Origin of the sequence: Streptomyces sp. NPDC005281, from assembly GCF_040607495.1 — a bacterium.
Classification (GTDB): Bacteria; Actinomycetota; Actinomycetes; order Streptomycetales; family Streptomycetaceae; genus Streptomyces.
In genome coordinates, this window is the sequence record NZ_JBEXGX010000021.1 from 151500 (window position 1) to 174130 (window position 22631).

23 protein-coding genes and 1 pseudogene are annotated in these 22631 nt (G+C 67.2%); 16 read left to right on the forward strand and 8 right to left on the reverse strand.

Annotated features, from left to right (window positions below):
- The first annotated feature begins 25 nt into the window (after positions 1-25).
- On the forward strand, positions 26-670 hold the full coding sequence (locus tag ABZV42_RS27665) for a dihydrofolate reductase family protein (RefSeq protein WP_355990400.1): 645 nt from the start codon (positions 26-28) through the stop codon (positions 668-670).
- 324 nt (positions 671-994) lie between these two features.
- On the forward strand, positions 995-1177 hold the full coding sequence (locus tag ABZV42_RS27670; protein ID WP_356054054.1) for a hypothetical protein: 183 nt from the start codon (positions 995-997) through the stop codon (positions 1175-1177).
- Between the two features lie 372 nt (positions 1178-1549).
- On the opposite strand, the gene ABZV42_RS27675 is transcribed toward ABZV42_RS27670, so the two are convergent.
- Positions 1550-2698, reverse strand: a complete 1149-nt coding sequence (locus tag ABZV42_RS27675) for a Fic family protein (protein WP_356054056.1) — start codon at positions 2696-2698, stop codon at positions 1550-1552.
- Between the two features lie 172 nt (positions 2699-2870).
- On the opposite strand from ABZV42_RS27675, the pseudogene ABZV42_RS27680 reads away from it, so the two are divergent.
- Positions 2871-3254 (forward strand): annotated as a pseudogene (locus tag ABZV42_RS27680) (nucleotide disphospho-sugar-binding domain-containing protein); the annotation flags it as partial.
- Positions 3255-3322: 68 nt separating this feature from the next.
- On the opposite strand, the gene ABZV42_RS27685 reads toward ABZV42_RS27680, so the two are convergent.
- A complete protein-coding gene (locus ABZV42_RS27685; protein WP_355990407.1) occupies positions 3323-3598 on the reverse strand; it encodes a hypothetical protein in 276 nt (91 codons plus the stop codon).
- A gap of 687 nt (positions 3599-4285) precedes the next feature.
- Here ABZV42_RS27685 and ABZV42_RS27690 point away from each other — a divergent pair.
- The 3 genes from ABZV42_RS27690 to ABZV42_RS27700 all read left to right on the forward strand — a co-directional run bounded on the left by ABZV42_RS27690 (position 4286) and on the right by ABZV42_RS27700 (position 6744).
- Positions 4286-4963, forward strand: a complete 678-nt coding sequence (locus ABZV42_RS27690) for a DUF4328 domain-containing protein (protein WP_355990409.1) — start codon at positions 4286-4288, stop codon at positions 4961-4963.
- 197 nt (positions 4964-5160) lie between these two features.
- Positions 5161-5370: a DUF6243 family protein gene (locus tag ABZV42_RS27695; RefSeq protein ID WP_355990410.1), complete on the forward strand. Its 210-nt coding sequence runs from the start codon at positions 5161-5163 to the stop codon at positions 5368-5370.
- 684 nt (positions 5371-6054) lie between these two features.
- Positions 6055-6744, forward strand: a complete 690-nt coding sequence (locus tag ABZV42_RS27700; protein ID WP_355990412.1) for a hypothetical protein — start codon at positions 6055-6057, stop codon at positions 6742-6744.
- A 222-nt stretch (positions 6745-6966) separates the two neighbouring features.
- Here the strand turns inward: ABZV42_RS27700 and ABZV42_RS27705 are convergent, their stop codons facing one another.
- On the reverse strand, positions 6967-7191 hold the full coding sequence (locus ABZV42_RS27705; protein WP_356054058.1) for a helix-turn-helix transcriptional regulator: 225 nt from the start codon (positions 7189-7191) through the stop codon (positions 6967-6969).
- On the reverse strand, positions 7188-7763 hold the full coding sequence (locus ABZV42_RS27710; RefSeq protein WP_355990416.1) for a Uma2 family endonuclease: 576 nt from the start codon (positions 7761-7763) through the stop codon (positions 7188-7190). The genes ABZV42_RS27705 and ABZV42_RS27710 overlap by 4 nt, the downstream gene beginning before the upstream one ends.
- 336 nt (positions 7764-8099) lie before the next feature.
- Between ABZV42_RS27710 and ABZV42_RS27715 the strand changes: the two genes are divergently transcribed.
- The gene (locus ABZV42_RS27715; RefSeq protein ID WP_355990418.1) at positions 8100-8405 is read left to right on the forward strand and encodes a hypothetical protein; all 306 of its coding nucleotides are present in this window, start codon (positions 8100-8102) and stop codon (positions 8403-8405) included.
- Positions 8406-8711: 306 nt separating this feature from the next.
- On the opposite strand, the gene ABZV42_RS27720 is transcribed toward ABZV42_RS27715, so the two are convergent.
- Entirely contained in the window at positions 8712-9926 is a 1215-nt protein-coding gene (locus ABZV42_RS27720) for a transposase (RefSeq protein WP_356054060.1), read from the reverse strand.
- 63 nt (positions 9927-9989) lie between these two features.
- Here ABZV42_RS27720 and tnpA point away from each other — a divergent pair, with 63 nt between their 5' ends.
- Positions 9990-10415, forward strand: a complete 426-nt coding sequence (tnpA, locus tag ABZV42_RS27725; RefSeq protein ID WP_355991070.1) for an IS200/IS605 family transposase — start codon at positions 9990-9992, stop codon at positions 10413-10415.
- Positions 10416-10519: 104 nt separating this feature from the next.
- Complete coding sequence (locus tag ABZV42_RS27730; RefSeq protein ID WP_355991046.1) at positions 10520-11062, forward strand: hypothetical protein; 543 nt, start codon at positions 10520-10522, stop codon at positions 11060-11062.
- Positions 11063-13116: 2054 nt separating this feature from the next.
- On the opposite strand, the gene ABZV42_RS27735 is transcribed toward ABZV42_RS27730, so the two are convergent.
- Together ABZV42_RS27735 and ABZV42_RS27740 are read right to left on the reverse strand one after the other, a co-directional pair.
- Positions 13117-13377, reverse strand: coding sequence for a hypothetical protein (locus ABZV42_RS27735; RefSeq protein WP_355991048.1), 261 nt, complete (start codon positions 13375-13377; stop codon positions 13117-13119).
- A 742-nt stretch (positions 13378-14119) separates the two neighbouring features.
- Positions 14120-14548 (reverse strand): helix-turn-helix domain-containing protein, encoded by a 429-nt coding sequence (locus ABZV42_RS27740; protein ID WP_356054062.1) that lies wholly within the window; start codon positions 14546-14548, stop codon positions 14120-14122.
- 1157 nt (positions 14549-15705) lie between these two features.
- On the opposite strand from ABZV42_RS27740, the gene ABZV42_RS27745 reads away from it, so the two are divergent.
- The 6 genes from ABZV42_RS27745 (at position 15706) to ABZV42_RS27770 (ending at position 20491) form a co-directional block, all read left to right on the forward strand.
- On the forward strand, positions 15706-15918 hold the full coding sequence (locus tag ABZV42_RS27745; protein WP_355991052.1) for a hypothetical protein: 213 nt from the start codon (positions 15706-15708) through the stop codon (positions 15916-15918).
- Between the two features lie 589 nt (positions 15919-16507).
- A complete protein-coding gene (locus ABZV42_RS27750) occupies positions 16508-18232 on the forward strand; it encodes a hypothetical protein (protein ID WP_356054064.1) in 1725 nt (574 codons plus the stop codon).
- A gap of 42 nt (positions 18233-18274) precedes the next feature.
- On the forward strand, positions 18275-18958 hold the full coding sequence (locus ABZV42_RS27755; protein ID WP_355991056.1) for a hypothetical protein: 684 nt from the start codon (positions 18275-18277) through the stop codon (positions 18956-18958).
- Positions 18959-19070: 112 nt separating this feature from the next.
- A complete protein-coding gene (locus ABZV42_RS27760) occupies positions 19071-19367 on the forward strand; it encodes a helix-turn-helix domain-containing protein (protein ID WP_355991058.1) in 297 nt (98 codons plus the stop codon).
- Positions 19368-19465: 98 nt separating this feature from the next.
- The gene (locus ABZV42_RS27765; RefSeq protein ID WP_355991060.1) at positions 19466-20134 is read left to right on the forward strand and encodes an IS3 family transposase; all 669 of its coding nucleotides are present in this window, start codon (positions 19466-19468) and stop codon (positions 20132-20134) included.
- A 93-nt stretch (positions 20135-20227) separates the two neighbouring features.
- Positions 20228-20491 (forward strand): hypothetical protein, encoded by a 264-nt coding sequence (locus tag ABZV42_RS27770; RefSeq protein WP_356054066.1) that lies wholly within the window; start codon positions 20228-20230, stop codon positions 20489-20491.
- 181 nt (positions 20492-20672) lie between these two features.
- Here the strand turns inward: ABZV42_RS27770 and ABZV42_RS27775 are convergent, their stop codons facing one another.
- Positions 20673-21065, reverse strand: a complete 393-nt coding sequence (locus ABZV42_RS27775) for a helix-turn-helix transcriptional regulator (protein WP_356054068.1) — start codon at positions 21063-21065, stop codon at positions 20673-20675.
- Between the two features lie 1172 nt (positions 21066-22237).
- Between ABZV42_RS27775 and ABZV42_RS27780 the strand changes: the two genes are divergently transcribed.
- A complete protein-coding gene (locus tag ABZV42_RS27780) occupies positions 22238-22627 on the forward strand; it encodes a hypothetical protein (RefSeq protein ID WP_356054070.1) in 390 nt (129 codons plus the stop codon).
- Positions 22628-22631 lie beyond the last annotated feature (4 nt).

A 22631-nucleotide genomic window follows, 5' to 3' on the forward strand; every position in this document is an offset into this window, starting at 1 on the left:
GTTGTCGACAACACAGGAGGAACACGTGGCTCAGCTGCTGAGAGTCCAGAACTTCAACGTCTCGAGCGACGGAATCGGCGCCGGTGAGGACCAGACCCTCGAGCGGCCGTTCGGTCATGTCGATCCCGGGAGGCTGTTCGCCTGGGCCGGCGCCACGGCGAGCTGGCCCATGCGCACCGACCCCGGGGGGAGCCGGGGCCTGGACGACTACCTCACGCGGGACTACGCCCGCAACATCGGCGCCGAGATCATGGGCCGCAACAAGTTCGGGCCCCAGCGCGGGCCCTGGCAGGACCACGAGTGGCAGGGCTGGTGGGGCGACGAACCCCCATTCCGTACCCCGGTGTTCGTCATGACCCATCACCAGCGCCCTTCGTTCACGCTTTCCGACACCACGTTCCACTTCGTCGACGCCGACCCTGCCACGGTCCTCGAGCAGGCCCGCAATGCGGCGCAGGGCAAGGACGTCCGGCTCGGCGGCGGGGCCAGCACCATCCGGCAGTTCCTCGACGCCGACCTCGTCGACACCATGCACGTGGCGGTCTCACCGGTGAAACTCGGTTCCGGCGTACGACTTTGGGAGTCCCCCGACGAGCTGCTCGACCGGTTCCACCTGGAGGTCGTGCCCAGCCCGAGCGGGGTGACGCACCACCTGTTCTGGCGAAAGTAACCGGTCCTCGAGGTCGGCCCCGGCAGGCTGTTCTGCCTTCCGGGGCCGGCCCTGAGATGGGCTGCCGAGTTGCGCATCGGGCGGTCAGCGGGCCTCGACGGCGTCCTCGGCTCGTGGCCCGGCTGGAGGTCAGGGTCAGGCCCGCGGGCCGCCCGGCCGCGGCGGGGAAAGGTGGTCACCGTCGACCGGTACACCAAAAGGACTATTGCCCATTGAACTAATAATCTTCGCGAACCCGGCAATCTGGCGAGTGTCCTGCTTCGGATTCCCCGTGACAGCCACAGGGCGACGGTAAGTCGCCTTTCCCACGGAGGAGGATTCTCGATGAGAGCGCTCAGTCGCGTTCACCGTCTGATGGCCGGCGCCGCGGTGACTGGTCTGCTGGCCGGCGGCGCCGCCCTGGGCGTGACGGGTACGGCGTCGGCATCGGCGCCCACGTCCGCGCCGGCCGCTGTGGCCGGCCAGCACGTGGACCATGGCGGGCACCACTGGGTGAAGGGCCACTGAGAGAAGAAGTGGACCGACCACAGGGCGTGGCACCAGGGCTACCGTGACCACTACGGCCACTGGCAGCACGGACACTTGAGCAACAGCCACTCCTACGAGTGGATCTACGTTCCCGGCCACTGGGACTGGCACTGGACCGACGGTTACTGGGACTGACCGGCCCGCACAGCGCGTCCTTCGCCTGCCGGAGCTCAGCGACGGCGGGCGCAGGGTTGCTCCCGGCTCCAGATCCGGACTCGGGTACAGGCAGGTCGGACCGGGCACTCTCGACATCGTGTACCCGGGCGGGCACAAGTGCGGCAGACCGCAGCGCAGTTGATTGCGTCCGAGGTGCCGGGTTCAGGCATGCGTGGCGGGTTGGGGGTGGTCGGCTCAGGTGTTTTGCGATGTCCGGTAGGGGTCGCTGAGAGTCATGGGGGTGTGTGCGATATCGAGGGCATCCTTGGGGAATTGCGCGCCGGCGGTGTAGTAGCGGGCGCGGGTGCGGCCGACGGGCTGGAGGATGTGGGCGGCGGTGAGGTCGCGTAGGTCGCGCTGGGCCTGCTGGAGGCTGAGGGTTTCGGCGTGCTGGTAGCGGGAGCGGCGCACGCGGCCGGCCATGGCGACGTCGTGCAGGGCGGTGACGGTGCGTTCGTCGAGGTGGGTGGCATCGGCGAATGCGGCGAGGGCGTTCCATACACGGCCGGAGCGCATCAGGCGGCCCTGGACGGTCTGCGCCTGCTGGTGGTAGGCGGTCAGGCTGAAACGGATCCAGCTGGAGACGTCCTGCTCGGGTTGGTAGTGGCTGCCGCGGTCGTTGAGCTCGCGGTAGTACTCCCAGATGTTGCCCGGCCGTCCCAGCCAGCTTTCGATGGAGGAGAACTCGGGAGCGAGGACGCCTTCCCGGGCGATCATGAGGGTTTGCAGGGAACGAGACAGGCGGCCGTTGCCGTCGGCCCAGGGGTGGATGGAGACGAGGTGCAGGTGGGCCATCGCGGCCCGGACCAGAGGGTGGCTGCCGTCGTCGGTGTTGAGCCAGTCCACGAGTTCCCGCATGAGATCGGGCACCAGTACGAGGTCGGGGGCGGTGTAGGCGGCGATGCTGGGGTCGCGGGCGTCGGTGACGTAGACCGGACCTTTGCGCCACTGGCCGGCGGGTCGGCGGAGGCTGTGCCGGTGACCCTGCAGCATCCAGTGCAGGCCGTTGAGCAGGGCCTTGCTGTAGGTGAAGTCCTCGACGTCGTGAAGCGTTTGGATGTAGGTCATCATCCGCTGGTAGGCGAGGGTCTCCTCCCGGTTCTCCTCGGAGACCTCGACCTCGTTCTCCCCCTCCATCAGATCCTCGACGTCCACGGTGGCCACCTTGAAACCCTCGATGGAGTTGGAGGCCGCCACGGCGTCTGCCGTGAGGAATTTCCGCAGCCCGGACGTCCATTTCGTGGGGGAGTTCTGTACCTGGTGGCGCAGGGCGGCACGCATGCTGTCGATCTCATCGAGCACCTGGCGGTCGGCTGCGGTGAGGCATGGGGTGGGGAAGAGCATGATCAATGATAGAATGACGCAATCATAACGTCAAGCGCCGTCCGTGGCATCAAGGCCGCGCGCCACTTCGGCCGCCAGGCACGTCGCCGAGCGAGCCCCCGCCCACCGCCGCACAGGCTGAGCTCCCGGAACCTACCGGCGAGCCACGTGCACCCCTGGTGCCCGAGCCAGGTCCATCCCGCCCAACGTCGAGGTGCACTCCTGGGTCCCGCAGCGAGCGATCCTGGAACAGGCCGACGCCTTCGTCACCCACGCCGGCATGGGCGGCTACGGCGAAGGGCTCCTCGCCGGCGTTCCCATGATCGCCGTGCCGCAGGCAGCCGAGCAGTTCATGAACGCCGACCGGCTCGCAAAACTCGGCGTCGCCCGCCGTGTGGACACCGCTGACGCCACCGCCGAGACCCTCTGCGCGGCACTGAACGACCTGGTCACGGATCCGGAACGTATAGGCCGCTCCCAGCAGTTGCAGGCCGCCGGCCGGGCCGAGGGCGGCACCCCGCGCGCAGCCGACCTCATCGAGAACATCCCGGCCACCGCCGAGAGCCCCACACTCTGAGCACGGCCGCTTCCCTCCCCGGCCGCCGCCCTCACCCGAGGACCTGTACTTCCCCGTGGGGCATGCGGCTACAGGTCTTCGAAGGCGTCTTCGCCGGGCCGCCAGACCATCCAGGAGCGATCGCTGAAACCGCCTAGCATCGCGATCTCCGGACCGACGAGTTCGCTCTCGGCGGGGTGCAGCTGGATGGAGCCGGTGCCGAAGTCGACCTTGACCCCGATGCCGGTCTCCTCGCGGGTGGCGGTCACAACCTGGGGGATGAGCCCACGGAGCGCGTCGGTCCAGCCGGCCTCCGCGGGCGAGAACGTCTGTCCGGACAGAGTGACGGTCGGCAGAAATCGCACGTGAGCACAGGCATGTCGTCGGCCGGCCCGTCGAACCCTAGCTGGACGTAGTCCATGACGAACTCCACCGAGTACAGCCGGAAGCCGACGAGGCGACCGAGCAGGGAGTTCAACTCGTAGGCCACAGCGGAAAGTCTAAGGTCAGGGCAGGCCTCCCGAGTGGGAAGCGTCCCTCGACGCCCGTATCGCGATGTGCCCGACGTCGCCGGTCGCCGTGCTCAACGACCCCCTACGGGAGCGTCTGAGAGCGCGTCGGTAGGAGCTGGCGGGAGCGCGAACGAAGGGGCTGCGCAGCCCCTCGCTGCCGAGCCACCTAGGCACTCAGCCGAACCCCGCCGCGCGCTTGCCCCGTACCGCTGACGAGCCTTTCGACGCTCTTGGGATGTCCGCATGGACGCCGTAAGAGGGCGGACGAAGCCGACCGGATTCGAACCGGCGCCCTCGCGATCGGCCGGCACCGGACGCAGGAGAGCACCACTCCCGCCGCTCCCCACCGCCGCGGCAACAGCAGTCGAGAACACCTGTCAGACGCCCGGGGGAGCACGCGTGCCTGATCCGGCCCCGCTGATGTCAGCTCCCTATGACGGCCTTGACCTGCCACAACGTTGTGTCGGCCGCTTCGGCGGGGGTTAGGATCCGCTGCCGACCTGCGGGAAGTCCGACCGGGCGGCTTCTGGGAGGTGTGAAGTGGCTGGAGCGTTCAGGTTGCCGCGTGGGCAGGCCCGGTTCGCCTGCGGCGCGCTCGCCGTGTTCGCGCTGGTGACTGTCGCGGCCGGGCTGGCGGCCTGGCACAAGTACGAACTGCTGGCGCAACCGTCGGCACCGGGGCCGTACGTCGACAACCCGCTGGTCGAGACCGACACGTATTTCAGGAACTTGATGGGCTGGCGTGCGGGGTTGCTCCTCGTGGCCCTGCTGCAGTTCAGCATATGGCTCGCCAACATGCGCGATGTCGCGGACATGCTCTGGCGTCAGGGACAACGTCGGGGTAGGGCGTGGCTGGTCTTCGGCTGGGTGATACCGGTCGCGCAGCTCTTCGTGCCCAAGATGTTCGTCAACGACCTGTGGGCCGCAAGCCGGCCGGAACCGCATCGCCGACGCGGCCATCCTCTGCTGACGGCGTGGTGGCTGTCAGTCCTGGCCGCAGCCAACATGTATGCGTTCACCGACGCCTCCAGGGATCTGAAGAAGGCCGCCACCGCGGCCCAGGCTCGTGACGCCCTGCGGCAGGTCATGTTCAGCGACGGCCTGTACATTTGCGCCGCTGTGCTGTCGATCGTCGTCGTCCGGCAGCTCATCCACAGGTTGGAGCGCGCTGCCGCGATGGTGCCCGAGATCTGGACGGCGGACCAAACGACATCCTGAGGCCCGGCCGACGCCCGGGCGGCGAGGGAGCTTGGTGTGCGGGGCCGACAGAACCGGGTAACGTCTTTGGCATGTTCTTCCAGACGCCGATTTACGAGTGAGAGCGTGACGGGCCCCCGCTGACGTCCTTCGACGTCGCCGCGCCCGTCCTCCACCGACGAATCCGTAGATCACTTCACATCATTTCGGGAGAACCCGTGAGCAAGAACATCAACAACCCCGTGGGCATGGGCGGCGGCCAGCGCAAGAAGCTGTCCCGCGCCGAACGGCAGAACAACGGTCCGCACCGCAACTTCGACCGCCAGGCTGCCGCCGACCAGAAGGCGGAGCTGGTGCGCAAGATGCGTGAGAAGGCAGACGCGGCTGAGGGCGCCGGGAAGACGGGCGACGACACCGAAAAGAGCTGACGCACCGCCGCCGCAGGGCGGCACAAGGCAGAGCAGGGCCCGGACCGCGACGCGCGGTCCGGGCCCTGCTGCCGTATCGAGGCCTGCCGTACTGGGACTCTGCTGCCGTACCGGGCGCGCCCGGTTTTGCTCAGCCCTCGGCCGACCACCCCGCGTCTCAGCCGGCCACCTGGGGCAGCTGCGGATTCAGTAGCCCCGTCACCGCCACCACACCGAGCTGTGCGAGCAGCGTCACCACCAGTGCGTTCCCCGTGCCCAGCCCGGGCGACACCGCCAGGAACAACAGTGCCGAGCGGCGCCCCCACGGCCAGCGAGGACACAGACACAGGCACAGACAACGCAACCGCCCTGCGCGAGCGGTGCTGCTCCCGGCTCGGCCGATGCGACGGCCGTGTCGAGTCCAAAGCCTTCCGCACCGTTGCGGCGTCGCCGTGACCACGCCATCGAGGACCACGCCATCCAGCCGCGGCCCCCACGCGACCTCCCGCGCCCGGAATTTCCCTCGCTCCCACCACCGCAGACCCACCCACCCCGTGAATTGGTGAGCGCACCACCGGAACAGCGTGCGAGGCGAATCGATTCGACATGATCCATTCGGTAGATTTGCCTGAAAGTCGCACAAGTGCGGTGCCTGGGCGGCAATATGGCCTGATCTTCCCTGAATCACGCATCAGAGGCCGAGCCATGACCAGACCGCAGTCCCCGCCGGATCCCTACGCGAGGCCGCAGCACCCGATGCGTCAGGCCCCCGGTGACTCCCACCGGAGCGCGCTCGTCGTGGCCCTGATCGGCGCCGCGGCCACGGTCGTCGCGGCCCTGATCGGACTGTTCGTACAGCTGAGCGGCGATGTGGAGCAACGCGCCTCCGGTCCCTCGCTCGGCGGCGCGTCGCCCGCTTCCGACGCCCCCGACACCTCCGTCGCTCCCCGCAGCTCCATCCCGCCGAGCACGCCCGCGGCGTCCGACGGAGTCGGCGGGGCCCCGGCCGCCCCGACCCCCACCGCTGCGACGCCCGTCGGCCTGCCGGAGGAGTTCCTCGGACGCTGGCAGGGCTACGCCGAGGAGGTCGACGCCACCAGCACCGACCACTACCGCGTCACCGTGGAGCTCGACCAGGGCACACTGCGGGAGCAGGTCGGCAGCGTCCACTACGCGATGGAGTCCTCCGACTGCTACGGCACCGTGACCCTGACCGCGGTCGCCGGCACGGACCAGGTGACCCTCGGGGAGAGCATCCAGTCCGGCAACTGCGTCACGAACGGCCGCATCACCCTGACGCTGCGCCCCGGCGACACAGTGGACTTCGCCTACGAGACGACCAAACGGGACGGCACCCGGCAGTCGGTGAAGGCGGGCCTGGAACGCGTCGCCTGACCGGCGCCGGCGCCGGGGGCGAGGTGAGGTTCTGAGGTGCGCGTCTGGTGATCGTGAGCGTTGCCTGCCGGCTCGAAGCGGCCTGCAGGATCTGCACGCCGTCGACCTTCAGGATGCCGAGCACACGGAGGGTGGCTCGACCTCATTGGCTCGGATCTGGCCGTCGGTCCGGGTTCTGCTCGGCCGGGTGCTCGCCCGTCGTCTCGGTTAGAGGAGAGATGCTCAAGCGGAAGGCGGTATCTGCCCGGAGCCGGAGGTGAAGGCGACCGTCAACTGACAGTCCAGTGCCGAGGCGATGCGGTCCAGGAGCGTCAGGGTGGGCAGATCCCGCCCGGATTCGATGCGCGAGATGGCGGCCTGCCCGGTTCCGGCGAGCTCGGCCAGGCGTGCCTGAGACATCCCTCGCTGTTGGCGCCAGAACCGCACCAGGTCTGCCGCGTCGTTCACTGCCCGTCCTTGCTGTAACGGGGCAGACCGGCAGTGTCGATCTTCCAGTCGGCGATGGTGATGGTGTCCGAGAACGTGTAGTGCTGCCTGTTGTCGTATGTGGGTACGCCGCCTCGGTTCACTGGTGCCCAGTGATGGACTGCGCTCCCGTCGCGGGGGTCGACGATCAGGTAGTGAGGGACTCCCATGGCTGGGTAGTCACGCAATTTGCCCTCGTAGTCGTTGCTGGGATTGGACCGGCAAACAATCTCGATCACCAGATGACAACGGTGGGGGTCGATCGCATCGCTGTCTGCTACGGCCTCCTCCTCGTCGATCACGACGAGATCCGGTACGCGCAGGATGCCGAGTCCGGCATCCTCCATGTCGGTTTCGAGCATGAGGACCAGGTCCATGCCCAACTGGGGCTCCAGTTGGGTGCGCAGGCGGTGAGCAACCAACTGATGCTGCTTCTTCGGGCTCGTCATCATCAACAGTTGGCCATGGCTGATCTCCGGCCAGGCCAGGGGCTCTGGCCGGTCGAAAGCCTCACGGAACTCACGGAGATGCCGGTAGATGCTCTGTTCCGTCATACGCCCCACCGTATATGACGAAATCGTCATGCTTCGCTGGGGAGAGGAGGCCTTGCTTGCGGAGCAGCGTGAAGCCGGCCCGCCCGCGCATGTGGCGCTTGAGCGTCCAGAACCGCTATGCGGACCCGGCTGCCTGGGACCGTCTCCACACAGAACTCGGCATACAACTTCCGCCCGACTACAGGGCCCTCGTGGATGCGTTCGCCCCCATACAGATCAACGGGCATCTGTACCTCTCCCACCCCGCGACCGAGCGGTGGAACCTGGGCCGCGACATCCGTAGCAACATCACCGCGTGGTCCGAGGTGCCGTGGGACGACCTCTATCTCGACGCGGATGAGGACCCCCCGCCAGCTCTTCGGACTCGACCAGCTGAGCTTTGGCCCCCGCAATGGGCTGTGGCCGATTGCGAGCACCGACCGAGGAGAGACCATCTTCCTGCTCGGTGCCCCCGACGCTCCGAGACTCCTGGTGAACTATGACGAAACCTGGGCAGAGCACCGCATGAGCTTCGCGGAATGGCTCTACCGCTACCTCATCGGCGAAGACATGAGCGGGCCCAACAGCGCAGCCTTTTACCCCGGCCCCGTTCAGCTGCAGCGTCTTCCGATGTCCGTTGACGAACGCCCCGAACCTTGGTAGGGCCCAGACCGCGGCATGTGAGAAGCCACCGCCCTCGTCACAGCAGCAACCTAATGAGATCGGTTCCTGCGCCAGGCTGCTGACGCGGTCCAGGCGCAGCCGGACGGCGCCGTTCCGACGGCGAAGCAGTGGATCTACACCAAGTCGGCGCAGGAGCCTTCGGACAAGTCCCACGGGTCTCCGGACGAGCAGGAGAAGTGGATCCGGTACGACGGCTCCGCCAACGCCACCCGGATGCGGGACGAGCCGCTTTTCATCAACAAGATGCACGTGACTCCTTCCCCGGCTGAAGCTGGGGGCTTCTCGTTACGTCGGGTTGACGTTGCGATGGACCAGCCCGGCCCGTAGAACGTTGGTGGCTGCCACGGTGTCGGCGTGCGCGGTGTGGCCGCAGGCGACGCAGTGAAACTTTTCCTGGGTGGGCCGGTTCTCCTTCGCGGTGTGCCCGCAGTGGGGGCAGGTGCGGGAGGTGTTGCGGGGGTCCACGGCGATCACTTCCCGTCCGGCGCTTTCAGCCTTGGCGTGCAGGATCCTCAGGAACACCCCCCAACCGGCATCGGCGATCGAACGGTTCAGTCCAGCCTTGGCCGCTGCCCCGTTGGGCAGGAATGCGCCGGCCCGGTCGGGGTCGGGCTTCGGTGCGGGTGCCGTGTTCATGTTGCGGATCTTGAGGTCTTCGTGCGCGATGAAGTCGTATGTGCGCACCAGGTCGAGGGCGGTCTTGTGTGCGTGGTCCAGCCGTTGGCGGCGTGCCTTGCCGTGCAGTCGGGCGACCTTCTCCACGGCACGTTGGTGGTTGGCGGTGCGGTCCTTGGCCTTGCAGCGCGGGAACCGGGACAGGGCCTGCTGCGCGGCCTGGAGATTGGCGGCCGCACGACGGCCGTGGCGCGGGTTGGGCACGAAGGCGCCGCCCGAGTCGGCGAGGAAGTTCGCAATGCCCAGGTCGATCCCGACCACGCTGCCGGTCGGTGCCAGCGGCTTTGACTGTTCCTGTTCGACGGTGAGTACCACGAACCACTTGCGGCACTCCCGCTTGACGGAGACGGTCTTGACCCTGCCTCTCACGGCGCGGTGCTGATTGACCTTCACGTGTCCGATGCCCTGGAGGCGGACGCGGGTGACGGGGTCATGCGGTGTGGAGTCCCACCGGCAGCCGTCCCCGTCCTTCGGGAAGTCCACTGTGTCGAACCGGTTCACCCCGCGAAAACGCGGATACCCCGGGGCATCTCCGGACTTGATCCGGCGGAAGAACGCGGCGAACGCCTTGTCCAGACGGCGCAAGGTGGCCTGCTGCGAGGAGAACGACCAGCGGCCCTGACGCTCCGGGTCGAACGCCCGGACCGCCTTGAGCTGCGCGGACTGCATCCCGTACCCGACGCTGGTCTTCGACGGGTGCCGATAGGCATCGCGGCGCTCTTGCAGGGCCCCGTTGTAGAGAGAGCAGTGATCCCGCAGCATCTCCGACAATGCCTGCGCCTGACGGACGGTGGGCCGCAGAAGGAACTTATAAGCACGGATCATCCGGCCCACCCCCCTTCGGTCGAGTCCACTCGACCCTAACTACCCATGGCCCATGTCACCACGCTGGGAACCAGATCCGGACAACAGCCGGGGACATCATGTTGTCCACTTGTCCACCACCTCCACGCACACTTGGTGTTCGCCACGAAGTACCGGCGTGAGATCTTCAACGGCGACATGCTGACGCGCTGCGAGGCGATCATGCGGGACGTGTGCCACTCCTTCGAGGCCGAGTTGCGGGAGTTCAACGGCGAAGGCGATCACGTCCACCTGCTCGTGCACCACCCGCCGAAAATCGCTCTGTCCAAGCTCGTCAACTCCCTCAAGGGCGTCAGCTCCCGCTACCTGCGCGCGCAGTACACCGGCCGGATCAACCGGATCGGGACCGGCCCGGTGTTCTGGTCCCCGTCCTACTTCGCGGGGTCCTGCGGCGGCGCACCGCCGAGCATCGTCAAGGACTACATCGAGAACCGGAAACGGCTGGCCTGACCCTCACCCCGAAGACGCAGAGAGCTCCGGCGCTTCGCGCCTCCGGGCCGAGGATCGCATTCCCGCCCGGCCTGAAGGCCGAGATTCCCGGCGAAGAACAAAGGATGGAGAACGGCGGCGAGGGCGACGACCGCTCGGCGCGCGAGATGTACCGGGTCCTCGTCGACCTGCCGGCCGACGGCAAGGGGACGCTGACGGCGCTCCACGAGCAGAACGCCATCGCCGACTCCAAGGAAGTCTCACCGGCACGCAACGACTACGTCGAGATCAGCGTCCTGCTGTCGGCGGACGTGATGCCGGCCAAGGGCCTGGCCTCTCTCTACTGCGCCCTCGCGCTCGTACCGGGCGGCAAGGTCACCGGCCACCTGGTCGAGGCCGCCGCCGGACGCCGGGTGATCGCCCTGGACTATGCGGAGAACCCCAAGACCGGTGCATCGATGTATGACCAGTGGCTGATCGACCCGCAGACCTACCGGATCGTTGGCATGCGGCTGGTCGAAGGCGGCGAAGTCGTCGGCGGCAACTCGCTCGTCACGACGGCTGTGGTGGACGGGCGGGCGACCGCGGCTGACCCACCACGATTTCGGGCGGCCCGCACCACGGGGGGCGGGCCGCCTGTCTCCCACCCCGGGCGGTGGCAGTGGTGAGGACCGCTGTGCTGCTCCCCAGCGGTGGATCGGGTTCGTCCGCGAACTGGCAACGTCGTCCGTGGCGTTGATGCGATGTCACCGGCTCTCACCCTGAGAACGTAGGCAACGGGCCTGCCCATGGCCCAGCGCAACGCCGGTGCCGGGGCGCTGCCGGCGTAGGTCTTGCGTTGTTGCCTGGACCCGCGCCGGTCCGAGCAGCCCAGCTGTGCCGGACGAAGCCCCGGCACCGGTCGGCGCACCTGCACCGCGGTGACGGCCACGGGCCGGGTCCTGCCCGCTACGACCTCCACCGCGACAGCACCGGCGGCGGGCAAGGGGGGAATGGACGGCCTCCGTGAACGCCCGCCCGGCCTGCGGGGTACCAGGTGCGGGCCGATGACGGTTCCTCGATTCGCCGGGAGCCGTGACTGTGCCGTGGGCCCGGGCGAAAGCCGCCGCTGCCGTTGCAGCGGTCGGCCTGTCGGCCTGTGAACGGCATGCGGTGGAAGCCCGCACCGATGGTTTCCAGGCCCTGCTGAGCCCCCTCCGGAGTCCTCACCGGTCGGCAGCGCTTCAGGATCTTGCCGAGGTGGACACGGCGAGACAGCCGGCTTCTCCCGGCAGGTGGGAGGAGAGATGAGAAAGATACGGAAAGTTCTCCAAGGAAATCGAGGCGTTTCGGTCAGAAAAAGACGACCTCGTCTCTCCGTGTGCCCAGGCAGGCGCGGGAAAGTGAACCGTCTGTCTCTTCCAAAGGCTGGGCATTTCACAGTCGGCGAATCAAGAAAAAGGCTGCCGCATGCTGTATCTGCCTATCTTTAGGGGCCTTCCTCGTTTGGTTTATTCGATCCCCCGGGCGAGTGTAATCGGCGATTCTCTTTCCGGAGGGAGTGGAGTCGGGAGCGCCGCTTGCGTATGCGCTCTGACCTGCCGTTTGGCTCTCTTTGGGTGCGGCCTGCCCATTCGACTCGACGAGGGCTGCCTGGATTGGGCGTCCGAAATCTATGGGTACTGTCAGTTGCCCTGACAGGGATTTCCTTTCGTTTCGAAGGAGGATCAACCAGTGAAGAGCATTACTGGAACTCTGGCTGCCGCGGTTCTGACGGTCGGGGCCGTCGTTCTGCCGCTTGCCGGTACGGCGGCAGCTGGTCCGGGTCCCGGCTCCGTCACATCGCCCGCGGCCGTGAGTGCCGCCCCCGGTGCTGGCCGGGGCGGGGACCGGGGCGATGACCGCGGCCGTGACGGGGACTGGGGTCGAGGCGGGGACCGTGGCCGCGACGGGGACCGTGGCGAGGACCGCGGCCGCGACGGAGACCGTGGCCGTGACGGGGACCGTGGCCGGGGCGATGACCGTGGCCGCGACGGAGACTGGGGCCGCGACGGAGACCGGGTCGGGGACTGGGGCGGGTATCGCGACCGCGGCCGGAACTGCTACTGGAGTCACCACCACGGCTGGGGCCACCACCACGGCCGTGGCCACTGGGTCTGCCTGCCCGGCTGGCTTCGGTAGGTTCGGCCTCTTCACGAGGGGTGTTGCCCGCCATCCGGTGGCGGGCAGCACCCCTTGCCTGTTCGGAGAGCTTCTCGGGATGTTCCGTCGGGTGCCGGTCTGTCGAAGGGGCCGGCACCCGGGGAGCTGTGGACGCTGGCCACCCTGGTGCCGCCCTCTTCGTTGCCCGTGCGCAGGGCAACCGGACCGGTTCGCAAAGCCTTGTGTGACAGGCGGGCGGTGGAGCGCATTCTGGGACGGCGGACGACCGGCCCGTCCGGGACGAAGCGGCGGAACCTGGCAGATAAATCATCAAAATGCACGTCTTGCTCGGCGCTCGGCGTGTGCCGCCGGCCGGTGTCGTGCTCGGCTCGGCCGGGGCGTCGGCCTGGCGCCGATCGACCGATGACCCGCTCCAGGAGCGGACCGAACAGGCGGGCCGTATCGCGGCCTCCGTCGCCCCCGCCCGACCGGGCAGCCAGGATTTCGGAGCTTGATCCCGCAGATACTCGCTGCCGCGCAACTCTTGCGGGAAAAAACCTTTCGTCCGGCTGATTAATCAATTGCTTTCCGAACGGAGAGATTAACTCCTGAAGATCGTCAGAGTCGCTCCACTCACCTCGATGTAACGTTCCTCTAGTTTTTCACCGCATTGTAGGGCTGTTAGGCATTTTCTGAACAGTCTCATCTCGTCCACGTCGAGAACTGCCAAAGCCATGTTCATTACATCATCCAAGGCGGAGGCCGTCAGGCACTCAGGCAGTTCGCCGGAGAGCAGAATCACTGGCTCCCCCGTGGTACCGCGTACAACAGCCGTGGTGGATGATCCTTTGACGACGAACACCTGGACTCCTCTAACGACGCTCCATCGTGCAACCCGCTCAGCTCCGGATGGAACAAGAGGATAGCGACAGAAAGCCCCTCTTTTGTACGTATTCGGTCGATCCGGAATCCGGGGCAAGATCTGGAAAAGGCGGCACGGTGCCGGTACCGCGCTTATGCGGGGGAGTACGACGTCGGGATGGCTCCAGGTGCGGGGACGGCCCGGACGGCAGCGGGCCGGGGGTCGCCGACGGCACACTTGCCCGGAATCGCCTGGCGGGCGAGGCCCCCCGGACCGGAGACGCTGATCAGCTGGTGGGTACGGGTTGGCGGTGCGTCAGGTCGGTTCGGTCGTCCCCTGCTCGGCATGGTGCTTCTTCCCGGATTCGACCGTTCATGGATGCGCCGGCCGGCGGGGAAGTGCGCCGATTCTGCTGCCCGGCTGAGGCGCGTCGGCGCGCTCGGGGAGCGTTCGCCGTCCAGGGGCGCGCGTGTGGGTGATGGCGGGCGCGGGCGGCCCGTCCGGGGAATGCGGGCGCTGCGCGTCCATGTCGGCAAGTGGGGGAGTGGGCCTGCCGGTACGTGGCTCAGGCGGCGCTCTCCAGAGGGCGCCTGGAGGCCGGGGGATGTGTGACGGCTCCGGTCTGCCCTTCCAGGGCGGGGAGTTCAGGCGGCTTCGGGGTGCGGGGGCGTCCTTGGCGCCGCCGCCGGTCGGCCAGGAGCGGTACGCGGCCTGCCGGCGTGCGGTAGGTGCTCGCTGGCGGCTACCCGGACGACTGCGGGCCGTCCGCCGGGAAGGCGGCGCCACCCAGCAGCTCCGCGGCCCGCCGGTGGATGGCCAGCTCTGCTTGCAGCCTGGCGATACGTCTGCGGGCTTCCCTCAGATCGGCAAGGTCGCTGCTGGTCGAATCCGGTGCAGTGACCACGGCCGCTTCCGCCTGGTCGACGTCCAGGGCGGTCGGCCGGCTGGGCAGGGGCGTGTCGGCCAGGCCGTCCAGCCGTGCGGCGATGAACCGCCGTCGCCACTTGCGGACGGTGTCCGGGGCCACCTGCAGACTCGCGGCGACAGAGACGATCGGTGGCACCTCGGGCCCCGCACATGCCAGCACGATGCGGGCGCGCAGAGCCTGAGCCGATGCCGTCCGAAGTGTCCGGCGTTCCAGCACCGCTCGCTCCTGTGCCGAGAGCAGCAACGGTTGCAGTTTGGGACCGCGACGAGAAGCTGACGCACCAGCAGCTGAAATCACACGCGCCCTAACGAGCAGTTGCCGTCGCAGGACACTGGTGAATCGGTGCGCGACAGCGGGTGCGGTGCGGTGTTCTGCCGGCGGGCGGCATGATCTTGCACTGGTGATCGCGGCCGGCAGACGGTTCTCGTCCACCGGCGTGACAGCAGCGTGTGCAGCCCTTGCCTGCGTGGTCACAGCCGTGAGCCCGGAATCCGGCGGGAGTACCGCGGTTGAGCGGCCGGGTTGCTTCCATGACCCGTGAACTCCGCGCTGGTCGCGTCCGGTTCGGCGAGAAGGATGCGGTCAGCTGGTCGAGGGCGCCCGCCTGCCGACACCGCTCCGGACGCCGCCGGCGGGTCTGCCCGGAACCGAACTCCGGCTCCAGCGGCGGCAGTTGCCGGGCCGTGCCGTTGCGGAGACGTACAGATGCCTTACGAGTGCAGCCGGTCCGGCAGGCACGGCAGGTCCGGTTGGTCCGGCACCAGCCACCGGCCCGCTCCGGCCGGCGTGGCGCCGGTGGCTCGATGAGCCGCCTCGGAGGCGCCGCAGGCGCGGGCGTGCTGACGCGGGCGGCCCGCGGTCCGACCGATCCGGTGCGCACCGGCGAGGGAGCTCTTCGGCTTCAGGCGAGGCCCGCTGAGCACCCGTCAGGTCTCCGCAAGTGGGGCCTGGGACCCGTGTGGCCCCGGATCGCCTTGCCCGGGCGGCCCTTTCGGCACGTGCGGGACTTCCGCACCCGTGAGGGCAATCGCGACATCAGGGGTGAACTGGTGTGCGCTTTAGGCACGAAGGTCCGCCTTGGGGAGTTTGCGAACCATCTTTCCGTCCGCTACTGTCCAGAGTCATCGGACGAGTTGTCCGGTAACTCTGGACAGCGGTTGTTGTGGCGAATCCCGCCCTCTCCATGGGCGGGATTCTGCGGCAACGGCCCAAGTGAACGGCCAGGGACCGGTTTTACCCCTTGTCCCGGCCCTGGCGGGAGCTGTTCGTCTGCGGTCCAGCCTTACGGGCTTGGCCGCAGGCGAGGGCTTCCGCCGGATGCCGCAGTCCACGGACAGGTCGGTCCCGGCGCCCTCCGGCGTCCAGAACCCCTGTGCATCGACATCTGAAAGGTTTTCATCATGGACATCGCAAAGCTCGAAGCCCAGTCCGCGGAGCTGCTGCCGGGCCGTGAGGCGCTGGGGAAGTTCTCGTTCAGCTTCGCCAAGACCACCAACATCTCGCACAAGGCCGCGGCCGTCGGTGCGCACAACGAGTCGCTGGCGGCGAACTCCTTCTCGCCGTTCGCCGTTGCCCAGTCGCAGGCCACGCAGGCGATCAACGTCCACCAGTAGTCCTGACGATGCCCTGACCGGCATCTGTCACCAAAGCTGGTGTTCTATCGCGCCGGGCCGGTTCCACCGGCCCGGCCCTTGCGGGACAGCCCCCTTGCGGGACAGCCGTTGACCGAACGGCTCAGGTCCCGGCAGGGAATTCTCTCGCGGAGGGTCGAGCCGGCCGGCAGTGATTCGGCGCAGTTGCCGGCCGTCCCTGATCCCCCCGGCGGATCAAATTCGCTTCCGGCGGGCTCACCGATGCCGCGGCCCCGGCCACACCCATGGTCTTCCACCATCAGGCACGGCCGGGGAAGAGGGAATTGCTGTTCATGTGCGAGACGCGGCCCGCCCAGCTCTTCAATATCCGGCAACAGCTCCACACCTTGTGGCGTTCCCCGCATCAGGAGGAGAAGAATTGACAGTGTTCGGAGATCGAAATCCCGACGCTGTCGGCTTGTCGGATACGCGGCCCCTGGGCGGCGAGGAGATGACCGGTGGCAGGAACGACATGACGGTTCCTCTTCAGTCGGACGCGAGGTCAGCACGGCTGCATGCGCCGTCGTTTCCGGCCTTCCCCGTTCCGCGGCTGAGCCCCGGTCTGGAACGTATGGGGGAGTACAAGGGATCGGGGTTCACCGAGCCGAAGTACCTCGTACGCCGGGGTGACGGCCAGGTGGTCCAGTTGTCCCGGCTCCTCTACCTGGTGGTGAGCGCCGTCGACGGAGTGCGCGATGCCGAAGGCATCTCCCACTTCGTCAGCGGTCGTTACGACGCCGAGGTCACCACGGACAACGTGCTCTACCTCCTGGAGAGGAAGCTCACCCCCCTCGGCGTCGTGGCGACCGCGGGAGCCGAGAGCGATCAGGCGCCCGGACCTCGCTCCGACCTCCTGCTGGTCCTCAAGGGGCACAAGGTCGTCTTCAGCGAGGAGCAGGTGGCGCGGATCGCCTCGGCGCTGGCATGGCTCCACCGGCCGCCGCTCGTGGTCCTGGCATTGCTCAGTACCGTCCTCATGGATGTCTGGCTGTTCGGCATCCACGGCGCCATGACGCCCGTTCTGCGGGTCCTGGAACAACCGATCTGGATGTTGATCGTATTCTTCCTGACCGTTGCATCGCTGGTATTCCATGAATTCGGGCACGCATCGGCATGCCGTTACAGCGGGGCGAAGCCGGGAAAGATCGGCTACGGCATCTTCCTGATCTGGCCCTCCATGTACACCGACGTCACGGACGTCTACAGGGCCGGGCGCGGGGGACGCCTGCGGACGGGCCTGGGTGGCGTCTATTTCAATGTGCTCTTCATGCTCCTGCTGACTGCCGTATATGCGGTGACCGGCCAGCCCTATCTTCTGGCAGCAGTCTATCTGGCACACTTCGAAGTTCTTGAACAACTCATGCCGGCCGTACGCCTCGACGGCTATTACATCCTGGGTGACCTCGCCGGAGTCCCGGACCTGTACGGCAAGGTGAAACCCATCCTGCTGAGCATGCTGCCCAACCGTCCGGTGCACCCGGACGTGGCAGACCTCAAGCGCTCGGCCCGGATCGTGGTCACGGTCTGGGTCGCCACCATGATCCCCCTGTTGCTGGCAGAGACCGGTTACGCCCTGTGGAACCTTCCCCGCCTGGTGTCCACCAGTCTGCGCTCCCTGATCGGGCAACTCACCGGCACCTTCTCGGCGTTCGGCCACGGACAGATCGCTGCCGGCCTGGTCGGCGTCATCGGAAGCCTCATGCTGATCTGCCCCATGGCGGGAGGGGTCTATCTGACGGTCCGGCTCGGCGGCCGTCTCGCCCGGGGCGCCGTGCGCGTCACCGAAGGCAACAACCAACTCCGCGCAGCAATCGGCGTAGCGGTCCTGGCCACCGCCTCCGTCCTGGCCGGGGCATGGATGCACGGTGCGACCCCCAAGCCGCTGCCTCCCGCGCCACCCGTCGCCCCGATCCTCCAGCCCGGTGTCCCCACGGCAAGGCCGGTGAACAGCACACCGCGCCCCTCCCACAGGGCCGCCGTGCCGTCGGCGGACGTCACCAGGCTTCCGGACGCACCACCCACCCTCTTCGGCAGTCCCTCCCCGCACTCCAGCGGGGGCCACCCGAACCCGGAAGCGGACACCACGAGCTCCGCTTCGCCCAGCGGCAGCCACCAGCCGTCGCCCCCGCCGGAAACGGGCGCCGCTTCCCCCAGGACAACGCCGACAAGCACCCGTACGGAGAGCCCCTCAGCCTTCTTCTCCCCTACGCCGACACCGTCGGAATCCGTCTTGGACACGGCTGTTCCCACATCGTCGGCGCCCCTCGAAACGGCATCCGCATCCGGAACGCCGTAGTGCCGGCCTCTACGCATCTCCCTTCACCCTCAGGAGACATCGATGACACACCGCAAACCCCGCACCAGCACCGTGGGCAAGACCGCCGTACGGCTCGGCATGATCGCCACCGCCGGGATGGCCGTGGCGGCGACGACGACGTCGGCCCAGGCCAGTTCCGGCGGTTCGCACTCCTTCATGTCCACCGCCGTGGACATGGCCGACACCCATGCCGACCGCATGCACGTCAACCAGTTCGACGAGTCCTTCAATATCCACCAGTTCGGTCCGCTCGTCGCGGTGACGGCGAACAACCGGGCCATGGCCGAATCCGCAGGATGCTCCCCCTACGCCCCGTGCCGGTCCATCGCCCTGTCCTACCAGATCGTCACCGCCGCCGGCCGCAATGCCCGGCTGATCAACGCCACCAACATCAGCCGGTCGTCCAACGACCACTGCGAAGGCTGCCAGACCTTCTCCGGCGCGTACCAGTTCGTGGTCGCCACCCCGCAGGAGCTGACCCTCAGCAGGTCGGCCCGCAGCCAACTCACCCGCATCCACCGGGAGGTGACCGCGCTGAGGGCATCGAACCTGACGATTCCCGACGTCAAGAAGCGTGCCGACGAGTTGGCACAGGAGGTCAAGACCGTCCTTGACCGCGAAGCCGCTTCTGCCCCGCACCGCAGCGCCGCGGGTCCGCTGGACAGCTTCCAGCCCACGGTCACGATGCACCGCCACACCGGCTGACACGACGAGGCCGCCAGGAACCGGCCCATTCACCGCGTCCAACCCCCGACAGTCTCACGAGGTGCTGCTTTGCCGGTCCTCCGCGGGCCCCGGGCCAAAGACCGGAAGGAACATGCCCAGACAGCCTTTCCCTTCTTCGCTGCGGAACCGGGCCTTGGACCTACTGGCCGAGGGACAGGCCGTCAAGGACGTCGCAGCCGAACTGCACCTGAGCAGATCCACCGTCTACCGCTGGCGCCGAGCCCGCTCGCTCACCACCGCACACCAGCTCGTCAGCAGGCAGTCGGAACTCCATGCCGCCCGGACACACATCGCCGAGCTCGAGAACGAACTCCTCGCCCACCGGCGCCTGACCAAGAGGCTGAGCGATGTGGTGCCCCCAAAAGCCGGTTCGAGGCCATCCGAATGATGGCGTCGGAGGGGCACCAGGTCCGTTCGACTGCCGCGCTCCTGCGCGTCTCCGAATCGGGCTACTACGCCTGGTGCCGGCGCGCTCCCTCAGGGCGCATGCTGCGGCACGCCTGGCTGAGCGAACTCATTCTCTCCATCTACCAGTCCTCCAAGGCCATGTACGGCTCCCGGCGCATCCATCACGAGCTGCAACAGTGCTACGGCATCAGCATCAGCCGCGGGACGGTGGAACTCCTCATGCGGCAAGCCGGTATCAGGGGACGGGCGGGCCGCACCCAGTGGGCAGCCGGCCAGGCCCTCGACAGCGGCACGGCAAGGCGTTTGTGGGTCGTGGATGCCAGAGCCCATCACACGTCGACGGGAACCCTGTACTGCGCCATCGTGCTCGATACGAACCAACGCCGGCTCATGGGCTGGAGTGTGGACAGCGCGGTGACCCATGAACTGGTTCACGCGGCACTGAACACGGCCCTCACCCGGGACACCGAACTGTTCCCGCCCGTCCGGCCCCAGCACGCCCGGCTGACCGCATATGCATTTACCGAGCGTACGCGGATTCTCGCGCTGGCCCCTGCGGCAGCTCGGGTCCCCGACCAGTACGCCCAGGCCTCGGTGGACCTTTTCTGGAGGAAGGTCGGCCGCGGTCTCCTCCCGAAACAGCAGTGGAACACTCCCGAGAGCCTGCGGATACAACTGAAGAGCCTTTTCGAGGAATTCTCCTCACCGATGCCGATGCCGATGCCGATGCCGATGCCGATGCGGTGAACGATGCACCTGCGGAATGAATACCGGAAAGGCACTCCGTCTCTGCGCGGAAGCCCACCTGATGCCGGACGGCCCGGAGGCGAACCCGATTACATGATCACGAAAGAGAACATGCTGAACGCAGAAATGACCCCTCCTCTGCCCATCGCGCCGCCCCTCCGTAGAGCCCTCAAAGCAGGCGAGGACCTTCCTGCCACTCAAGCGCACGAGGTATTGCTCCACTGTGCTCTCGATGCGGCCTGCGTTCCCGAATCACTTCGCGAAGTAAGAGTCACGACACGGATCGCCGAACTCGACTACCAAACGGTTGCCATCGTGATCGACTGGCTCAGGGCGGCGAACCCCAGGGACTCCTGAAGAATCGGACACCGACGGATCAAGGCCTTGCGGCGCCCGTAGCGGATTCCAGCAGTAGAGGCTGAAAACGAATTGAAAGAATGTGAAAATCAGCTTTCCGTGAAGTCTGATCCACGCTGGCCGCTCGGGTCTGACCCTTACGTCAGGCCCGACGACTGCGGTTCTTCTGCCTGCCGGCTCCCTAGGGGCGGCCGGACGTCTCCTCTTCCGCCGCAGCGGTACGCAGAAGGGACTCCACGAGCGCGGAAACGTGCCTACGGTCGACCGGGCCGAGTTTCTGCACGCTCGCGATCAAAATCGCGACCTCAGGGTCCCCCGCCTCGGGTGTGTCCTCGAGATAGAGGTGGACTCCGCACGCCTCGGCAGCAGCACGGTGCACCGGGGTGAGAGGGATGTCGAGCCCCTTGGCCAGCCCCTCGAGCGTGCTCTGCTGCGGCATCCGGGCCAATCGCTCCGACGTCGCCAGGTGGTGAACGGTGGAACGTGAAATGCCCCCCCGGCGCGCCACGTCACTATAGGACCAACCGTGCTGGTCAAGTTGGTGCTTGATCAGTACCTGCAGTGGGTTCGGCACGGCTGCTGTCTTCCTGCTCGGATGCTGCTTCCCGCCTTGGTGTCAGTGAGTTTAAACGAATCGGATCGTTGATCGTCTTCTCGTCCGGCTCTCTGCACCAAACAGGGGCAAGGGGGCTACTCCCACTCGCTTGCCCAAAAAAGCGGCGAAGCCGATGCTTCGCCCGAAGGTCTGTCCGGGCCGGTGGCCAAATGCTCCAAGTCGGAACGCCGCAGAGGGAATTGCCGGCAGCGGTCCACCTTGCCCGGGTTGATGCCGACCCCGGGCGCAGTGTGGTCGGACCGGCTGCCACCTCGCTGCCGACATGTCCTTCCGCGACGGGGTGGACAAGAGCATCTTGTTGACGGGCAGCGGTTCGTCGTGGTCAGGCCAAGCCGCCCGCCGGCCACTGTCGGGCGCCGTCCGGCCTCACCGCCGCACGGTTTCCTTGCTGTTGAGGTGCGTGCCCGGGGCGGCTGAGGCCTGCTCGGCGCCCCGGACGACGGAAGCTGCCGAAGACGAGCGCGACGCCGTCCTCGGGCGGTCGGCCGCTCAAGGGTTGCAGGCCCGCGCGTGGTTGACCGGCGGCCGGAAGAATTCCACTGAGGGGTTGGCCGGAAGGGGCGACGCGGTGTGCGCCGTATCCGGCACGCGGCACGCGGCACGCAGGACCGCCTGGCCCCGGCCCGGCAGTGACGGCTTGCTCAAAGCCGCCTGCTGCTCAGGGACCTGGACGCCGCCACCGAGGCACCATCGGACCTGGCCTCCGGGCGGGAGAGCGCTTGCTGGCACCGACCACGGCAGGGAGCTCCGCGCCGCGGCCGCGAGCGGGTATGGCTTACGGAAGTGACCCGGTGCTCGTCCTCGTCTGGTTACGGAGGTCGCCCTCCTGTGAGAATAGTGCAGGAACGGGCGCAGTGTGGCTGCGATTCATTGATCGAGGCGTGAATTGACAAAAGATGCAACAAGTTTGAATCTTTTGTCTTTTTGCTTTCCCGGACCGCCTTCGCGTGATTTTGCAATCCACTTTGCGGACGGGGTGGAGAAATTGAACCCGGGAAGATCGATTTCTCCGTTTCGGCGGCAATCATGCCCGCGTTGTATTCCTTGGCCGGCCCTCTGTCGCTCCGGTCATTGTCGGTGCTACGGTTGATTGGTTCAAATTCCGAAGGCTGGACGACCGGGGGGAATTGATGATCTCAACCGCCTCTGAACTGGCCTCATGGCTCGCTGAAATGTCCGACGACCGGGAAAAAGTCTTCGACGAGTGGCGCGCGGGCGACTTCGGCATCGCATTACTTCCAGCCGGAACATCCTGGGACGCGGTCAGATTTCCAGAATGGAAAGGTTACCGGACGTATGTCGATCTGCTCGGAGCGGCGCACTCTATTGGGCCCGTACTCTGGGACTCCTGGTATCGGCAGGTATATTTCTTGGCCTCCCCGGGCCGCCTCGACCTGCTGAGGTCCCTGGATCTGCGAGTGGTGTCGCTGGTACTACAGCCGTGGCTCGCGATCTCGCTTGTCGCGGGTGGCGTAGTGGCAGCGTTGTGCGCGTGCTTGGTGGGCTCGCCGCCAGAGTGACTGG